At 70.5% G+C, this 16,691-nt stretch carries 13 protein-coding genes and 1 riboswitch; of the genes, 7 read left to right on the forward strand and 6 right to left on the reverse strand.

Annotated elements, in window-relative coordinates:
* The first annotated feature begins 60 nt into the window (after window positions 1-60).
* The 6 genes from ACWGDX_RS28275 (at window position 61) to ACWGDX_RS28300 (ending at window position 7,431) form a co-directional block, all read left to right on the forward strand.
* Complete coding sequence (locus ACWGDX_RS28275; RefSeq protein WP_453629990.1) at window positions 61-1,572, forward strand: HD-GYP domain-containing protein; 1,512 nt, start codon at window positions 61-63, stop codon at window positions 1,570-1,572.
* Window positions 1,569-2,858, forward strand: a complete 1,290-nt coding sequence (locus ACWGDX_RS28280; RefSeq protein ID WP_453629992.1) for an HD-GYP domain-containing protein — start codon at window positions 1,569-1,571, stop codon at window positions 2,856-2,858. The genes ACWGDX_RS28275 and ACWGDX_RS28280 overlap by 4 nt, the downstream gene beginning before the upstream one ends.
* A gap of 96 nt (window positions 2,859-2,954) precedes the next feature.
* Complete coding sequence (locus ACWGDX_RS28285; protein WP_453630015.1) at window positions 2,955-3,959, forward strand: tetratricopeptide repeat protein; 1,005 nt, start codon at window positions 2,955-2,957, stop codon at window positions 3,957-3,959.
* A gap of 268 nt (window positions 3,960-4,227) precedes the next feature.
* The gene (gene def / locus ACWGDX_RS28290; protein ID WP_453629994.1) at window positions 4,228-4,884 is read left to right on the forward strand and encodes a peptide deformylase; all 657 of its coding nucleotides are present in this window, start codon (window positions 4,228-4,230) and stop codon (window positions 4,882-4,884) included.
* A gap of 406 nt (window positions 4,885-5,290) precedes the next feature.
* Window positions 5,291-6,028, forward strand: a complete 738-nt coding sequence (locus tag ACWGDX_RS28295) for a D-Ala-D-Ala carboxypeptidase family metallohydrolase (RefSeq protein WP_453629996.1) — start codon at window positions 5,291-5,293, stop codon at window positions 6,026-6,028.
* Between the two features lie 188 nt (window positions 6,029-6,216).
* Window positions 6,217-7,431 carry an FAD-dependent monooxygenase gene (locus tag ACWGDX_RS28300; RefSeq protein WP_453629998.1) on the forward strand — a complete coding sequence of 405 codons (1,215 nt, stop codon included), beginning with the start codon at window positions 6,217-6,219 and terminating at the stop codon, window positions 7,429-7,431.
* A gap of 83 nt (window positions 7,432-7,514) precedes the next feature.
* Here ACWGDX_RS28300 and ACWGDX_RS28305 read toward each other — a convergent pair whose 3' ends face one another.
* The 6 genes from ACWGDX_RS28305 to ACWGDX_RS28330 form a co-directional block, all read right to left on the reverse strand.
* Window positions 7,515-8,039, reverse strand: coding sequence for a GNAT family N-acetyltransferase (locus tag ACWGDX_RS28305; protein ID WP_453630000.1), 525 nt, complete (start codon window positions 8,037-8,039; stop codon window positions 7,515-7,517).
* Between the two features lie 51 nt (window positions 8,040-8,090).
* Complete coding sequence (locus ACWGDX_RS28310; protein WP_453630001.1) at window positions 8,091-9,158, reverse strand: ribonucleotide-diphosphate reductase subunit beta; 1,068 nt, start codon at window positions 9,156-9,158, stop codon at window positions 8,091-8,093.
* A complete protein-coding gene (locus ACWGDX_RS28315; RefSeq protein ID WP_453630003.1) occupies window positions 9,158-11,584 on the reverse strand; it encodes a ribonucleoside-diphosphate reductase subunit alpha in 2,427 nt (808 codons plus the stop codon). Before ACWGDX_RS28315 ends, ACWGDX_RS28310 begins: the two co-directional genes overlap by 1 nt.
* A gap of 144 nt (window positions 11,585-11,728) precedes the next feature.
* A riboswitch (cobalamin riboswitch) is annotated at window positions 11,729-11,870 on the reverse strand.
* A gap of 176 nt (window positions 11,871-12,046) precedes the next feature.
* Window positions 12,047-13,681 (reverse strand): monocarboxylate uptake permease MctP, encoded by a 1,635-nt coding sequence (gene mctP, locus ACWGDX_RS28320; protein ID WP_453630005.1) that lies wholly within the window; start codon window positions 13,679-13,681, stop codon window positions 12,047-12,049.
* On the reverse strand, window positions 13,678-14,010 hold the full coding sequence (locus ACWGDX_RS28325; RefSeq protein WP_453630007.1) for a DUF3311 domain-containing protein: 333 nt from the start codon (window positions 14,008-14,010) through the stop codon (window positions 13,678-13,680). The genes mctP and ACWGDX_RS28325 overlap by 4 nt, the downstream gene beginning before the upstream one ends.
* Window positions 14,011-14,186: 176 nt before the next feature.
* Entirely contained in the window at window positions 14,187-14,957 is a 771-nt protein-coding gene (locus ACWGDX_RS28330) for a GntR family transcriptional regulator (RefSeq protein WP_363079691.1), read from the reverse strand.
* 289 nt (window positions 14,958-15,246) lie between these two features.
* Here ACWGDX_RS28330 and ACWGDX_RS28335 point away from each other — a divergent pair, with 289 nt between their 5' ends.
* Window positions 15,247-16,545, forward strand: coding sequence for an extracellular solute-binding protein (locus tag ACWGDX_RS28335; RefSeq protein ID WP_453630009.1), 1,299 nt, complete (start codon window positions 15,247-15,249; stop codon window positions 16,543-16,545).
* Window positions 16,546-16,691: the final 146 nt, after the last annotated feature.

Below are 16,691 nucleotides of genomic sequence, written 5' to 3' on the forward strand. Positions count from 1 at the left end.
GCCTCCCCGCTCGCTAGCCTGACCGTCTGTTCGGGCCGGGACGAGGAGGGGCGAGAACGCGTGAGGGCCATACCGGGTGCGGCGCGCGTGTACATTCTGGGCACCGTGCTCTGCGCCGCCGCGTGTGTCCGTCCGGCTTCGCGCTCCGAGACCCCCTGGTCGGCGGTCGCGATGCTCGCGCTGCTCTATGTCGTCTGCGAGCTGCCCGCGCGCTGCCGCTTCCTGGGGCGCTCGCCGAACGGCGCCCTCCCCGTCGTGGCCGGGTCCTTCTTCCCCGTCCTGCTCGCCGCGGCCTTTCTGCTGCCGCCCGCCGCCGCCGCGCTGGTCGCGGTGCCCGGCGCCCTGTGCGGACGGATCGAGCGGCGTCCCAGGGGCGCCCGGCGGATCTGGCGGGCCGCGCAGCTCTCCCTCGCCACCTGGGCCGCCGCCCGCGCCCAGATGCTCTTCGGCGGGCCCGTCGCGCTCGGCGGCGGCGGATACGGGCTCACCCGCCCCGACTTCCCGTATGTCCTGCTGCCCGCCGCGGCGGCGACCCTCGCCTTCTGTCTGGTACTGGCCGTGCTGGACGGCGGCATCCTCGCCACCGCCGAGCGGCTCCCGCTGCGTACGGCATGGCGCGGGCTGTTCCTGCGCTCCCTCGCCCCGTACGCCGCCCATGCGCTCGCCGGGCTGATGATGGCGGTCCTGTGGCGCAGCCCCTACGGGCCGGTCTCCGCGCTCTTCGTCCTGCTGCCGATGTACATCTCGTGCTGGGTCTTCGCCCAGTACCACCGGGAGCGCGCCGCCCACCAGGCCACCATCAGGGCCCTCGTCCAGGCGGTCGACATCAAGGACACCTACACGCGGGGGCACAGCGAGCGGGTGGGGCACGCGGCCGTGCTGATCGCCCATGAGCTGGGCATGGAGCCGGACCGGATCGAGATGCTCCGCTTCGCCGGGATCCTGCACGACGTCGGCAAGCTCGGCGTCCCGACCCGGGTGCTCCGCAAGGACGGTCCGCTGACACCGGAGGAGCGCCGGGTGATCGAGCTGCATCCCGAGTACGGGCATGAGATGGTGCGCGGCATCGGCTTCCTCGGAGAGGCCCGGACGGCGATCCTCCACCATCACGAACGGCTCGACGGCACCGGCTATCCATACGGTCTCGCCGGGCGGCAGATCCCCGAGTTCGCCCGGGTGGTGGCCGTGGCGGACGCCTTCGACGCGATGACCTCGACCCGGTCCTACCGGCGGGGGCGGCCGGTGCCCCTGGCGCTCGCGGAGCTGGAGCGGTGCGCCGGGACACAGTTCGATCCGGAGATGGTGCGGGCGCTGGGGAAGGCGCTGGACCGGCACGGCTGGCGTACGGCGGTCACGGCGGACGAGGAGGACGTCCTGCCGCCGCCCCCGAAGGCCGGCGCTTCCGCGTCGGCGTCGGCGTCCGCGCCCGGACAGCCCGGCCAGGCCCCCGATCCGGTCCCGGCCCAGGAACCACGCGGAAACGTCCCTTCCAGCCGTACCCCCGACACCGGCGGTATTCCCTCCACCGGACGAACGCCCTCCGCCCCCGCGCCCCACCGGGGCCGCGGATGACCACGACCGCTGCGCGCGCGGTGCCCGGCGCCGGACGCCCCGCCTCCCTCACCCTCGCCGGGCTCTACGGCGCCGCCGGTCTGCTCACCGTCGTCGCGCTCGGCCGCACGCTCTGGTACGGCCTGGCCGAACCCCGTATCGCCCTCGCCTTCGGTGTACTCATCGCCGTCGGGGAACTGGCCCGCTGGGGCGCGCTGCCCGGCGAACGCGAGCCCGCCCCGCTGGGCGCCGCCGGGGCCCTCGCGTACGCCCTGCTCGGCGAGCACGCCGGACGGCCGGTCACCCACGGGGTGCTCCAGACCGTCGGTGTGGTCGTCGCGGCCGGCCTCGCCGGTGCCGTACCGCATGTCGCGAGGGGGTGCGGCCCCGGACTCGGCCATCTGGCCAGACGGGTCCTGACCGTCGGCTTCGCCGCGGTCTGCTTCCAGCCCCTCTACGCGGCAGGTGAACTGCGGGAGTGGTTCGGGCCCGGCCCCGCCTACGCGCTGCTGCTGCTTCTGCTGCTCGGTCTCACCGCGCTCTGCGACGCCGTACTGGCCGCGCTGATGGTGCGCGCCCGTACCCGCCATCCCTTCGGCCCCCTGCTCCGCGACGAGTTGCGGGCGCTGCTCCACATCGGCTCGGCCGTGTGCGCCACCGGGGCGGTCATCGCGCTCGGCGTGGCCGTCGCGGGGCTCTGGGCGCTGCCGGTGTTCTGTGTGCCGCTGCTGCTCACCCAGCTCTCCTTCCGGCGGTACGCCGCCGTACGGACCACCTACCGGCAGACGATCGCCTCCCTCGCGCGGGCCACCGAGATCGCCGGATACACCCCCCACGGACATGCCCGCAGGGTCGCCGAGCTGAGCCACGCCGTCGGCCGCGAGCTGGGACTCTCGGGATCCGAACTGACCGTTCTGGAGTACGCGGCCCTCATGCACGACATCGGACAGCTCTCCCTCGTCGACCCCGTGCCCGAGGGCGCCACCGCCCTGCTGCCGGTGGCCGAGCAGCGGCGCATCGCCCTGCTCGGCGGCGCGGTGGTCCGCCAGACCGGGGTGCCCGCCGCCGTCGCCGTGGTGGTGGAGCGGCAGGCCGATCCGTACCGGGAACAGCCGCTGCCCGCCCGGATTGTCCGCGCCGTCAATGCGTACGACGACCTGGCCGGGGAATGTGCCAGTGCGAGTGGCCCGCTCAGCGCGCTGGAGCGGCTGCGGCTCGGGACGGCGTACGACTACCAGCCCGAAGTGGTGGAATCCCTGGCGCGTGTGCTGTCCCGGGGCGGTCCGGCCCCAGGTGGGGCGGGGTAACCCATGGGTAATGAGCGGGCGTCCGACCGGGCATGGTTGGATGCGAAGAAGAGGATGTCCGGGGGCACTGACCCGAGCGACCGGCAGGCGGGAATCGTGAGGATCTTCGGGAAGGTACGGCATCGGCCCTCCGCCTCGTGGCGGCAGGCCACCGACCGCGCGTTCACGCTGATCGGTGACGGCCGGTACGAGGACGCGGGCGCGCTGCTCACGCGCGCGGCGGACCTGGAGCCCTGGCTCTCGGAGTCCTGGTTCAATCTGGCGCTGCTCCACAAGTTCCGGCACGACTGGGAGCAGGCGCGCGCCGCCGGACTGCGCGCCGTCGCCCTGCTGGACAAGGAGAACGGCGCCCCCGACTGGTGGAACGTCGGGATCGCCGCCACCGCGCTCCAGGACTGGCCGCTGGCCCGCCGGGCCTGGCAGGCGTACGGGCTGAAGGTGCCCGGCAATCCGCACAGCGTCGAGGCCAACGGCGAGCCGGAGGGCATGGAGCTGGGCAGCGCGGCCGTCCGACTCTCGCCCGAGGGTGAGGCCGAGGTCGTCTGGGGCCGCCGGCTCGACCCGGCCAGGATCGAGGTGCTGTCGATCCCGCTGCCCTCGTCGGGCCGCCGCTGGGGCGAGGTCGTCCTGCACGACGGCGTACCGAACGGCGAGCGCACGACGTCCGCGGGCCCGGACGGCGCCACCCGCGCCTACCCCGTCTTCGACGAGATCGAGCTGTGGGCGCCCTCGCCCGTGCCCACCTGGGTGGTGCTGCTGGAGGCGGCGACGGAGGACGACAGGGACGCCCTGGAACGGCTGGCCGCCGACGCCGGGTTCGCCGCCGAGGACTGGTCGTCCTCGGTACGGCTGCTCTGCCGCGCCTGTTCGGAGAGCCGGATGCCGAGCGCCGAGGGCGACGGAGAGCATCTCGACCCGCACGACCACAGCGAGCCGGGCCACCCGGGACCGCTGGGCCACCGTACGGCGGGGGAGCTGTGGGCGCCGGAGCGCGAGTGCGGGATCGCCGCGCCGCCGGGACTGGTGCGCGGCCTGCTCGACGGCTGGGTCGCCGACAGCCCGGACACCCGCGAGTGGCGTGACCTCGAAGAGGTCTGCTGAGGTCTGCTGAGAGCCGGTCCTGAGCCCCGGGCGGGGCACGGCGACCGCACGGCGACGGCACGGCGATCCACGGGTGGGCGGCGGGCGGGCGGCGGTTGTCCACAGGGGGTGCGCGATGGATGACCACAGGCTTGGATGTTCGTGGACGGCGGATGTCCACAGAGCGCTGATGTCCGGGGAAAGGTGCCCTTAGGCTGTACGGGCACATCGCGCACAGCGCGCGGATCGTGCGGGCAGCATCGGGTACCGAGGAAGGCGTACTGCGGACATGGCGCAGCAGGAGACGGACCAGCGGATCGACAGTGAGGCCTCCGCGGCGGAGCCGGAGGACGGGTTCGTCGTGGACACGGAGGACGCCGAGGCGCGTGAGCTGGCGCATCGCGAGCGTGGTACGTCCCGTCCGATCACGGTCGTCGGGAATCCCGTGCTCCACCGGGAGTGCCGGGACGTCACGGAGTTCGACGACTCGCTCGCCGCGCTGATCGACGACATGTTCGCGAGCCAGCGCACGGCCGAGGGCGTGGGCCTCGCCGCCAACCAGATCGGTGTGGACCTGAAGGTCTTCGTCTACGACTGCCCGGACGACGACGGTGTACGGCACGTGGGCGCCGTCTGCAATCCCGTGCTGGAGGAGCTGCCCCCGGAGGAGCGGCATCTCGACGACTCCAACGAGGGCTGCCTGTCCGTGCCGACGGCGTACGCGTCGCTCGCGCGCCCCGACTATGCGGTGGTGCGCGGCCAGGACGCCCAGGGCAGGCCGATCACGGTGCGCGGCACGGGGTACTTCGCCCGCTGCCTCCAGCACGAGACGGACCATCTCTACGGGCGTCTGTACATCGACCGGCTCTCGAAGCGCGACCGCAAGGACGCGCTGCGGCAGATGGCGGAGAACACCCCGCGCTACGAGACCGTGCCGAACGACTGAGGACCGCGACCGGGGCGCCGCGTCGGGGCCGGCGCGACCGGGCTGCCACGACTGGGCCGGCGCGACCGGGGCGCCGTGTCCGGGGTCCCGTGTCCGGGGTGCCACCCGGGGGTCCCGTCTCCGAGTGCCACCCGGCGAGCGGGGCGTCACCCGGCGAGCGGCGCGCCGTGGCGGGGTCCGGCCGGGTGGCTGCCGTCGGCCCCGTAGCGGCGGTGTCGTGCTCGCCTGGGTATCGCGATGCGTGCGTAGACGAGCGCGACGAGTCCCACGTGGTCGTCCCGTTCGCGGAATCTCCACAGCGCGCGGCCTCAACGGGAGCCCGCGGAAGCCCGGTTGACGCGCGTCGACCCGTGCGCCAGTCTCTCCGTACACCACCGCCCCACCATCATTCCCACGAGGAGGACCGATGCTCCGACGCACCGCGAGACTTCTGCTCAGCCTTGTCATGGCCATGTCTTTTGCCTGGGCCGGTACGCTGGTCACGGCCGGTACGGCGCACGCCGACGGCTGTTACACCTGGTCCCGCACCCTCTCCCAGGGAACCTCCGGCGCCGATGTCACCCAGCTCCAGATCCGGGTCGCCGGCTACCCGGGCAGCGGCGGTGTACTCGCCGTCGACGGCGCCTTCGGACCGGCGACCGCCGCGGCCGTCCAGCGCTTCCAGTCGGCGTACGGGCTGGCGGCCGACGGGGTCGCGGGTCCGGCCACCTTCAGCAAGATCTACTCCCTCCAGGACGACGACTGCACCCCGATCCACTTCAGCTACGCCGAGTTGAACGACTGCAACACCACCTGGGCGGGCGGCGCGGTGGACGCGGCCACCGCCAGGTCGAACGCCCTGCGCACGATGTGGAAGCTGGAGGCCCTGCGGCACGCGCTGGGCGACCAGCCCATCCGGGTCACCAGCGGCTTCCGCTCGCAGGCCTGCAACAGCTCGGTCGGCGGGGCGTCGAGCAGCCGCCATCTCTACGGTGACGCCGCCGATCTCGGCTCGGGACCGCACTCCCTGTGCACCCTGGCGCAGACGGCGCGCAACCACGGCTTCAACGGGATCCTCGGCCCCGGCTACCCGGACCACAACGACCACGCCCATGTCGACCACCGGCCCAGCCGCTTCTGGTCGGCGCCGAGCTGCGGCATCTGACACACCGACCCGGGCGACGCCCCGGGCATGACGGCGATCAGCGGTACGGGGCCCCACGCGGCGTGCGTGGGGCCCCGGCGCGTACGCCGGCCGGTACGTGTTCGGGGTCGTCCCGAGCCTCGGCCGTCCGCCCCTGCTGCTACCCTTCGTCGCGAATCGATCACTTTGCGTCACTGAAGGGAGTGCGTGTGAAGGTCGCCTGCGTCGGTGGCGGGCCCGCCGGCCTGTACTTCTCGATCCTGATGAAGCGGCAGGACCCGTCCCATGACATCACCGTCTACGAGCGGAACCCGGCCGGGTCGACATACGGCTGGGGCGTGACCTACTGGGGCGGCCTCATCGAGAAACTCCGCCGCAACGACCCCGAGTCCGCGCGTGCCATCAGCGAGAACTCGGTCCGCTGGAACGACGGGACCGCGCATGTCCGGGACCGTACGACGGTGCACCACGGCGACGAGGGCTTCGGCATCGGCCGCCGCGGACTGCTCGACCTTCTCGCCGACCGGGCCGGATCGCTCGGTGTGCGCGTGGAGTTCGAGCACGCGATCGACGGCGCGGCCGAGCCGCCCGAGGCCGATCTGGTCGTCGCCTGCGACGGTGTGGGCAGCGGACTGCGCGAGCGCCACGCCGACCACTTCGGCACGGAGTCCTCGGCCGGCCGGAACATGTACATCTGGCTCGGCACCACCAAGGTCTTCGGCTCCTTCACCTTCGCTTTCGTGGAGACCGAACACGGCTGGATCTGGTGCTACGGCTACGGGTTCAGCGCGGAGCACAGCACCTGCATCGTGGAGTGCTCCCCGGCCACCTGGCGGGGACTCGGGCTCCACCGGGCGAGCGAGGCCGAGGGCCTGGCCCTGCTGGAGCGGCTCTTCGCCGGCCCCCTGGACGGGCACCGGCTGATCGGCCGGTCGCACACCGACCGCGCCGCGCAGTGGCTCACCTTCCGTACCCTCACCAACCGGACCTGGTACCGGGGCAATCTCGTCCTCCTCGGCGACGCCGCGCACACCACGCACTACTCCATCGGCGCGGGCACCACCCTCGCACTGGAGGACGCCATCGCCCTGGCCGAAGCGCTGCGCGGCCACACGGACCTCCGCCCCGCCCTCGCCCACTACGAGCGCGAACGCAAGTCCGCCCTCCTCCCCGTCCAGAGCGCGGCCCGCTACAGCGCCCAGTGGTACGAGAACCTCCCCCGCTACATCAATCTCGCCCCGGCCCATATGTTCGCCCTCCTGGGCCAGCGCCACTCCCCCCTGCTCCCCCATGTCCCGCCCCAGCTCTACTACCGAATCGACAGAGCCGCCGAGCAGCTGGAGCCCCTGCGCAAACTCAAGCGCTGGCTGGGCCCCAGGGTCGCCCGCACCCTCCACACCCGCTCCCAGGCACCCCGGGGGTAGCGCCGCGGACCGTGCCGCCTTCGCATCGGAACGGCGGATCAGCGTTGCTCACCGCCCACAGGACCGGGGACGGTTGTCGTGGGTCAGTCGGGTTGGGGGGCGGGGGAGCGGAGGTCCAGGGTGTAGGCCAGGAGGGGCAGCCCGGGGTACGGTTCCCAGTCGCGGTCGGGGGTTCTGGTGAAGCCCAGGCGCTCGTAGATCCGGTGCGCCTGGCGCATGGACGACTGGGTCGACAGGACGATCCGTATACAGCCCTCCGTGTCCTGCGCGCGGGTCACACAGGCGCGGACGAGTGCCTCGCCCACGCCTCTGCCCCGGGCCGCCCGGTCGACCGCCAGCATCCGGAACTCGGTCTCGCCGTCCCGGGCGATGTCCGCCCACGGTCCGCCGGACGGGACGAAGGTGACCCCGCCCAGCACCGTCCCGTCCGGGTCCACGGCCGCCAGGACCACCGCCTCGGCCGCCCGGCGGGCCACATCGCGCAGTGTGGGCAGATACGAGTCGTCCTCACCGAAGTCCAGCAGACCGTCCCCGAGATACGCCCGTGCGGTGATCTCCCCGAGCCGCGGGTACTCCCCGGGCTCGGCCTCTCTGATCGTGAAGTCCATGAACCGATTGTGCGGTACGGGTACGACAACGGGCGGGTGGCCTCGAAGCCGTCAGAAGTCGTCGTCGAAGCCGACCGTGCCCTCCACCGCGACCTGGTACGCCGACGGGCGGCGTTCGAAGAAGTTCGTCAGCTCCTGGACGCCCTGGAGTTCCATGAAGGAGAACGGGTTCTCCGAGCCGTAGACCGGGGCGAAGCCAAGGCGTTGGAGGCGCTGGTCGGCGACGCACTCCAGGTACGCCCGCATCGACTCGGTGTTCATGCCCGGCAGGCCCTCGCCGCACAGATCGCGGCCGAATTGCAGTTCCGCCTCGACGGCCTCCTTCAGCATGTCCGTGACCTGCTGCCGGAGGTCCTCGTCGAACAGCTCAGGCTCCTCCTTCCGTACCGTGTCCACGACCTCGAAGGCGAAGTCCATATGCATCGTCTCGTCGCGGAACACCCAGTTGGTGCCGGTGGCCAGGCCGTGCAGCAGGCCCCGGGAGCGGAACCAGTAGACGTAGGCGAACGCGCCGTAGAAGAACAGCCCCTCGATACAGGCCGCGAAACAGATCAGATTGAGCAGGAAGCGCCGGCGGTCCGACCGGGACTCCAGCCGGTCGATCGTCTCGACCGAGTCCATCCAGCGGAAGCAGAACTGCGCCTTCTCACGGATCGACGGGATGTTCTCCACCGCCGCGAAGGCCGCCGTGCGGTCCTCGGGATCGGGGAGATAGGTGTCGAGCAGCGTCAGATAGAACTGGACGTGCACGGCCTCCTCGAAGAGCTGGCGCGAGAGATACAGCCGCGCCTCGGGGGAGTTGATGTGCCGGTAGAGCGTCAGCACCAGATTGTTCGCCACGATCGAGTCGCCCGTCGCGAAGAACGCGACCAGCCGGCCGATCATGTGCTGCTCGGCGGGGGTGAGCTTGGCGAGGTCGGCCACGTCGGAGTGGAGGTCGACCTCCTCCACCGTCCAGGTGTTCTTGATCGCGTCGCGGTAGCGCTCGTAGAAGTCCGGATACCGCATGGGCCGAAGGGTCAGTTCGAAGCCCGGGTCCAGCAGGTTCTTGGTCTTCGGCGTCGTCTTCTCAGCAGTCACAGCAGTCACAGCAGTCTCAGCGGTTGTCTCGGTGGTCATTACTGGCACGCCTCACAGGACTCGGGGTTCTCCAGGGAGCAGGCGACGGCTTCCTCGGCCGTGGCCGCCGGGGCCGTCGCCTGAGCGGGTACGGCCGCTCTCGCCGCTCTCGCGATCCTCGTCGCCGGGCGCGAGCGCAGGTAGTACGTCGTCTTGAGGCCCTTCTTCCAGGCGTACGCGTACATCGAGCTGAGCTTCCCGATGGTCGGCGTCTCCAGGAACAGGTTCAGCGACTGGCTCTGGTCCAGGTACGGCGTACGGGCCGCCGCCATGTCGATCAGTCGGCGCTGCGGGATCTCCCACGCCGTGCGGTACAGATCGCGGATCTCCGCCGGGATCCAGGTGAAGTCCGCCACCGAGCCGTTGGACTCGCGCAGCGCCTCGCGCGAGCGCGCGTCCCAGACGCCCAGTCGCTTCAGGTCCGCCACCAGATACGAGTTGACCTGGAGGAACTCACCGGAGAGCGTCTCGCGCTTGAAGAGATTGGAGACCTGCGGCTCGATGCACTCGTACACACCGGCGATCGAGGCGATGGTCGCCGTCGGGGCGATCGCCAGGAGCAGGGAGTTCCGCATGCCCGTCGCCGCGACGCGGGCGCGCAGTGCCGCCCAGCGCTCGGGCCAGGCCCGCTCCACGTCGTAGTGGTCGGGGTGCAGTACGCCACGGGCCGTGCGCGTACGGTCCCAGGCGGGCAGCGGGCCGTTGCGCTCGGCGAGGTCGCAGGACGCCTCGTACGCGGCGAGCATGATCCGCTCGGCGATCCTGGTGGAGAGCGCGGCGGCCTCGGGGGAGTCGAAGGGCAGCCGCTTCTTGAAGAAGACGTCCTGGAGACCCATCGCGCCCAGGCCCACCGGACGCCATTTCGCGTTCGAGCCGGCGGCCTGCTCGGTCGGGTAGTAGTTGATGTCCACCACCCGGTCGAGGAAGGTCACGGCCGTACGGACGGTCTCGTCGAGCCGCTCCCAGTCGATCTCGCCCGACTCCAGGACGAAGGCGCCGAGGTTGACTGAGCCGAGGTTGCACACGGCCGTCTCGCCGTCGTCGGTCACCTCCAGGATCTCCGTGCAGAGATTGGAGGAGTGGACGACGCTGCCGGGCTCGGCGGTCTGGTTGGCCGTACGGTTCGAGGCGTCCTTGAAGGTCATCCAGCCGTTGCCGGTCTGGGCGAGGGTACGCATCATCCTGCCGTACAGCTCGCGCGCGGGCAGGGACTTGCGGGCCAGGCCCGCCGCCTCGGCGGCCCGGTACGCCGCGTCGAACTCGTCGCCCCACAGATCGACCAGTTCCGGCACGTCGACGGGGGAGAAGAGCGACCACCGGCCGTCCGTCTCGACGCGCCGCATGAACTCGTCGGGGATCCAGTGCGCGAGATTCAGATTGTGGGTGCGCCGCGCCTCCTCACCGGTGTTGTCCCGCAGCTCCAGGAACTCCTCCAGATCGGCGTGCCAGGTCTCCAGATAGACACAGGCCGCGCCCTTGCGCCGGCCGCCCTGGTTGACGGCCGCGACCGAGGAGTCGAGGGTGCGCAGGAACGGGACGATGCCGTTGGAGTGCCCGTTGGTGCCCCGGATCAGCGAACCGCGCGAGCGGATACGGGAGTACGAGAGGCCGATGCCGCCCGCGTGCTTGGAGAGCCTGGCCACCTGGTGGTAGCGGTCGTAGATGGAGTCCAGCTCGTCGAGCGGGGAGTCCAGCAGATAGCAGGAGGACATCTGGGGGTGGCGGGTGCCGGAGTTGAAGAGCGTCGGCGAGGACGGCAGATAGTCCAGCCGGCTCATCAGCCGGTACAGCGCGGCGACCTCCTCCAGCGCGCGCACGCTCTCGTCCTCCGCGAGGCCGGACGCCACGCGCAGCAGGAAGTGCTGCGGGGTCTCGATCACCTGACGGGTCAGCGGATGGCGGAGCAGATAGCGGCTGTGGAGCGTGCGGAGCCCGAAGTAGCCGAAGCGGTCGTCGGCGGCGGGGTCGATCAGCTGGTCGAGGCGGTCGGCGTGGCGCGTGACGAAGGCGGCCGTACGGTCGGCGATCAGGCCCTCGCGGTGACCGGTCGCGACCGACGCGGAGAACGACACCGCGCCCTGGCCGGCGGCCTCGTCGGCGATGGCGCGGGTGAGCAGCCGGGCGGCGAGCCGGGAGTACGCGGGGTCCTCGGAGATCAGCCCGGCCGCCGCCTCGGTGGCGAGCCCGCGCAGCTCGGCCTCGTCCGATGCGGCGTTACGGCCCCGGAGCGCGGCGGCGGCGACCCGGCCCGGGTCGGTGTCGGGCAGATCGGCGGTCAGTTCCGTCAGGGTCCGCAGCAGAACGGCCCCGGGGCCGTCGGCAGGTCCGGCGGTTCCGGTGGTCCCGGTGGTCCCGGTGATTTCGGGGCGGAGTGAAGCCGGGGCTGGAGCCGGGGCTGAAGCCGGATCGGCTGGCGCGATGGTCACGTGGTGCTCTCCCTCGCTCGGCTCCGGGCCGGTGCGGGGGATACGGGGGCGCGCACAGCCGTACGGACCCTCCCCGGGCAGCACGGTGTACGGCGTCCACCGGCCCAACCGCGAGGCCCGGACGTCTCGGCGCCCGGATCGGTCGAACCGGACGCACCGTCGGCAGGTATTCGGACTCGCGGGCATGACAAAACACGCCACAGCACACCGTTGCGGGACAGTTCCGGATTCCCACCGGATTCCCCTGCGTCGACAGCGAGGTCGAGCATACATCTGGTGGGTGGTCGCTGCGTCACCCCCCAGATGTAGTGTCGTGCGTCGGTTCGGTGCTTGTTGTCGGCCTCGTCCGTTCCGGGCGCGCGCCGCATACGGAAGGGCCGCCGCTTCCTTCCGGGAGTCGCGGCGGCCCTTCCACGGCCGTACGGCGGGCGTACGCGGTCGGCGTACCGGGTGGCTCAGGGGTCAGCGCACCGGGTCGCCCGAGGTGGTCGCCGCCGGGAGTTCCACCTGGACGCCCGGGTCGCCCGCGTCCGCCGTGTAGTCGGAGGGGGAGGTCTCGTCGACGCCCTCGGGGGCCCTGAGCGCCCGCATGACGAAGGTGAGCACCACCGTCACCACCACATTCAGCACGAACGCGGTGAGACCGATGTAGCCGATCTCCCCGAGCCCCGGGATCTCCGCGGAGGAGCCGCCGAAGTGCTTCTGGGTGGGGCTCGCGACGCCGTACGCCGCCGCCGTGCCGTACACCATGCCGACGCCCCAGCCGACGAGCAGCGCCCAGCGGTGGAACCAGCGGGTGAACAGCCCGCCGACCAGGGCCGGGAGCGTCTGGAGGATCCAGATCCCGCCCAGGAGCTGGAAGTTGATCGCCACCGTCTTGTCCATGGTGAGGACGAAGGCCAGCGCCCCCACCTTCACCAGCAGTGAGACGATCTTCGAGACCTTCGTCTCCTGCGCCGGTGTCGCGTCCGGCTTGATGAAGTCCTTGTAGATGTTGCGGGTGAAGAGATTGGCCGCCGCGATCGACATGATCGCGGCCGGCACCAGCGCGCCGATACCGATGGCCGCGAAGGCCACCCCCGCGAACCAGGCGGGGAACATGGTCTCGAAGAGCTGCGGGATCGCGAGCTGTCCGTTCTCGACCTCGATCCCGGCCGCGATCGCCATGAAGCCGAGCAGCGCCAGCAGCCCCAGCATCAGTGAGTACAGCGGCAGGATCGTGGTGTTGCGGCGGATCACATCGCGGCTGCGGCTGGACAGTGTCGCCGTGATGGAGTGCGGATACATGAAGAGCGCGAGCGCGGAACCGAGCGCCAGCGTGGCATAGCCCCACTGCCCGGCCTCGCCCGGCACGAGCGCGCCGCGTGGCTGGCCGGTCGCGGAGTTGGGCTGTGCGAAGGCCTCGCCCGCCTTGGCGAAGATGTCGTCGAAGCCGCCCAGTTTGATCGGGATGTAGATGATCGCCACGGCGATCACCAGATAGATCAGGGTGTCCTTGACGAAGGCGATCAGCGCGGGCGCGCGCAGCCCGGACGAGTAGGTGTACGCGGCGAGCACACCGAAGGCGATCAGCAGCGGGAGGTCCTTGACGAACCAGTTGGTGTCCTCACCGCCGCCGAGGCCCATCACATCCAGCACCGCCTGGATACCGACGAGCTGGAGCGCGATGTACGGCATGGTGGCGAGGATGCCGGTGACGGCGACCGCCAGCGAGAGCCCCTTCGAGCCGAAGCGTCCCCGGACGAAGTCCGAGGTGGTCACATAGCCGTGCTTGTGGGACACCGACCACAGCCGGGGCAGGAAGGTGAAGATCAGCGGGTAGATGAGGACGGTGTACGGCACGGCGAAGAAGCCGGACGCGCCCGCCGCGTAGATCGCCGCCGGGACGGCCACGAAGGTGTACGCCGTATAGAGGTCGCCGCCGAGCAGGAACCAGGTGACCCAGGTGCCGAACGACCGGCCGCCCAGGCCCCATTCGTCGAGACTGTGCTCGTTCTCGGCCTTGCGCCAGCGGGTGGCGAGGAAGCCCATGACCGTGACGGCCAGGAAGAAGAAGATGAAGACGGTGAGCGCGACACCGTTCACGCCGTCGGTCATCGCGACGCACCTCCCTCGCGGGAGCCACCGGAGCCACCGGAGCCGCGGGAGCCATGGGCGCCACGGGCACTGCCGGTGGCGCGGGCGCGCTGGTCACGCTGCCAGAGCTGATAGGCGGTCATGGTCAGCACCGCCGAGAGCAGTACCCAGGCCATCTGGTACCAGTAGAAGAACGGGATACCGATGAAGGCGGGGTCGGTCCTGGCGTAGGAGCTCACCCAGAGCAGGGCCACGAAGGGCGCGAAGAGACAGAGCGCGATCACCACGCGTACGGGAGTGACCGTCGGAGGTCGTGTCGTGGGCGGTTTTTCTTCCTGGACTTCTGACACAGCGGATCCGTCCCCTCACTGATCGCCATTGATGAGCGCGCAGGAAATCTACGGCAATGGCATCAGCGGCGGGTAGGTCCGGATGTGAAGGACTGGGAGGTGAACGCGGAGGAACCGGGCCCCGGGGCCCGGTTCCTGACCGTACGTCCGATCCTTCCGCCCGCCGCGGTCCGGGGTCAGCGGGCCGGGCGCTTCAGCCGCGCCACGAACTTGTAGCGGTCGCCGCGGTAGACCGAGCGCACCCACTCCACCGGCTCACCGGCGGCGTCCAGCGAGTGCCGCGAGAGCATCAGCATCGGCAGGCCGACATCCGTGCCGAGCAGTCCGGCCTCGCGCGGAGTGGCCAGCGAGGTCTCGATCGTCTCCTCGGCCTCGGCGAGATGGACGTCGTACACCTCGGCCAACGCCGTATAGAGCGAGGTGTACTTGACGAGCGAGCGGCGCAGGGCGGGGAAGCGCTTGGCCGACAGATGCGTGGTCTCGATGGCCATCGGCTCACCGCTGGCCAGCCGCAGCCGCTCGATCCGCAGGACGCGTCCGCCCGCGGTGATGTCGAGCAGTCCCGCCAGGGTGTCGTCGGCGGTGACATAGCCGATGTCCAGGAGCTGGGACGTCGGTTCCAGGCCCTGGGCCCGCATGTCCTCGGTGTACGAGGTGAGCTGGAGGGCCTGGGAGACCTTGGGCTTGGCGACGAACGTCCCCTTGCCCTGGATCCGTTCGAGCCGGCCCTCGACGACCAGTTCCTGGAGCGCCTGGCGCACGGTGGTGCGCGAGGTGTCGAACTCGGCGGCGAGCGTGCGCTCCGGAGGCACCGGGGTGCCTGGCGGCAGAGTTTCCGTCATATCCAGCAAGTGCCGCTTCAGGCGGTAATACTTAGGCACGCGTGCCGTACGGGTGGGGATCCCGTTGTCGGTCTCCGTGACGTTTCCGCCCCCGTCCGCGGCCATGGCCTGCCTTCCCGACTCCTGCGCTGCTGCCGTCACCGGCTCCTCCGTCTGTCGCGGCTCACATGGTGGCACGGTCCGGCCACGGGTCGTCGCCCTCCCTCAGGTGTCGGTCCGATAACGGACACGACTGCCCTTCTTATACACCCTTGACACCCCTAAAGGTCTAGGCCAAGCTCCCCGTACTGGTCTAAACCATTAAAGACCAGGTCCCAGCCCCAGCAGTACTCGTCGTAAGTCTTCGCGGTCTTCGCGGTGGGCAGGGGTTGCAGGCATCCCTGAGGAGGGTGGCGTGAAGCGCAAGCTCATCGCGACGGTCGGCGTCGCGGGCATGATGGTCGGTATTGCCGCGTGTGGCTCGGACGACAGCACGGCGTCGAAGGATCCCAAGGACCGTAAGGAGACGCTGACCGTCTGGCTCATGTCGGACGCGCAGAGCACCTGGCCGGAGCTGGTCAAGGACGTCAACGACCAGTTCAAGGCGAAGTACCCGAACGTGACGGTCAAGGTCCAGTACCAGCAGTGGGCGGACAAGGCCAAGAAGCTCGACGCGGCGCTCGCCGGCGACAAGTACCCCGATGTCGTCGAGCTGGGCAACACCGAGACGATGACGTACATCCTCAACGGCGCGCTCGGTGAGATCGACCCGGCCAAGTACGAGAACTCGGACACCTGGATCAAGGGTCTGAAGGACACCTGCACCTTCGAGGGCAAGCAGTTCTGTGTCCCCTACTACGCGGGTGCCCGGGTCGCGCTCTACAACAAGGACATGTTCAAGGCCGCCACCGGCTCGGACGTGCTGCCCACCACCGAGGCGGACCTGACCAAGGCCCTCGGCCAGGTCGGCACCAAGTACGGCAAGGACAAGGCGTTCTCGCCGCTCTACCTGCCGGGCCGCTACTGGTACGCGGCGCTGTCGTACGTCGCGGCGTACGGCGGGTCGGTGGCCAAGTACGACGAGGGCGCCAAGGAGTGGAAGGCCAGCCTCTCCACCCCCGAGGCCCAGAAGGGCATCCAGCACTTCGTCGACCTGGTGAACAAGTACAACCACGGCGACAAGACCAAGGACGAGGCGGACCACGCCAACGTCCTGGCCAACGAGAAGACCGCGCTCCTCTACGGCCACGGCTGGGAGGCCGGCAGCGTCATCGACCCGGCGTCGAACGGCAACCCGAAGCTGAAGGACAAGATCGGTACGGCCGCCATGCCCGGCCCCGAGGGCAAGACCCTGCCGTCCTTCATCGGCGGTTCCGACCTCGCCACCATCTCCAAGTCCAAGGTCCTGGACCTCGGTGAGGAGTGGATCGCGGCCTTCACCAGCGCCAAGTCGCAGGAGGTCCTCGCCTCCAAGAACATCCTGCCGAACAACACCAAGCAGCTTGAGCCGCTGCAGGCGAAGCCGGAGACCGCGCCGATAGCCAACGCCGTTCCCGACGCGTGGTTCACGCCGATCGCCCCGGGCTGGACGGCCATCGAGAAGAAGGAAACGCTCGAGGTCATGCTGCTCGACATCATCAAGGGCAAGTCGGTAGCGGAGGCCACGAAGGCGGCCGACGCGGAGATCGACCAGCTGATCAACGAAGAGTCCTGATCCCGGACTCCCTGAGTCCGAACCCTCCGGAACTCCGGACCGGTTGAGACTCATCTGATCGCCTGGGTCCTGTCCGGCCGGTCTTCGCGGATCAGTCCGCGCGGACCGGCGGACAGTACCCGCGGGGGGTGGCGGGCCCGTGAGGG

This window comes from Streptomyces sp. NPDC055025, from assembly GCF_053608565.1.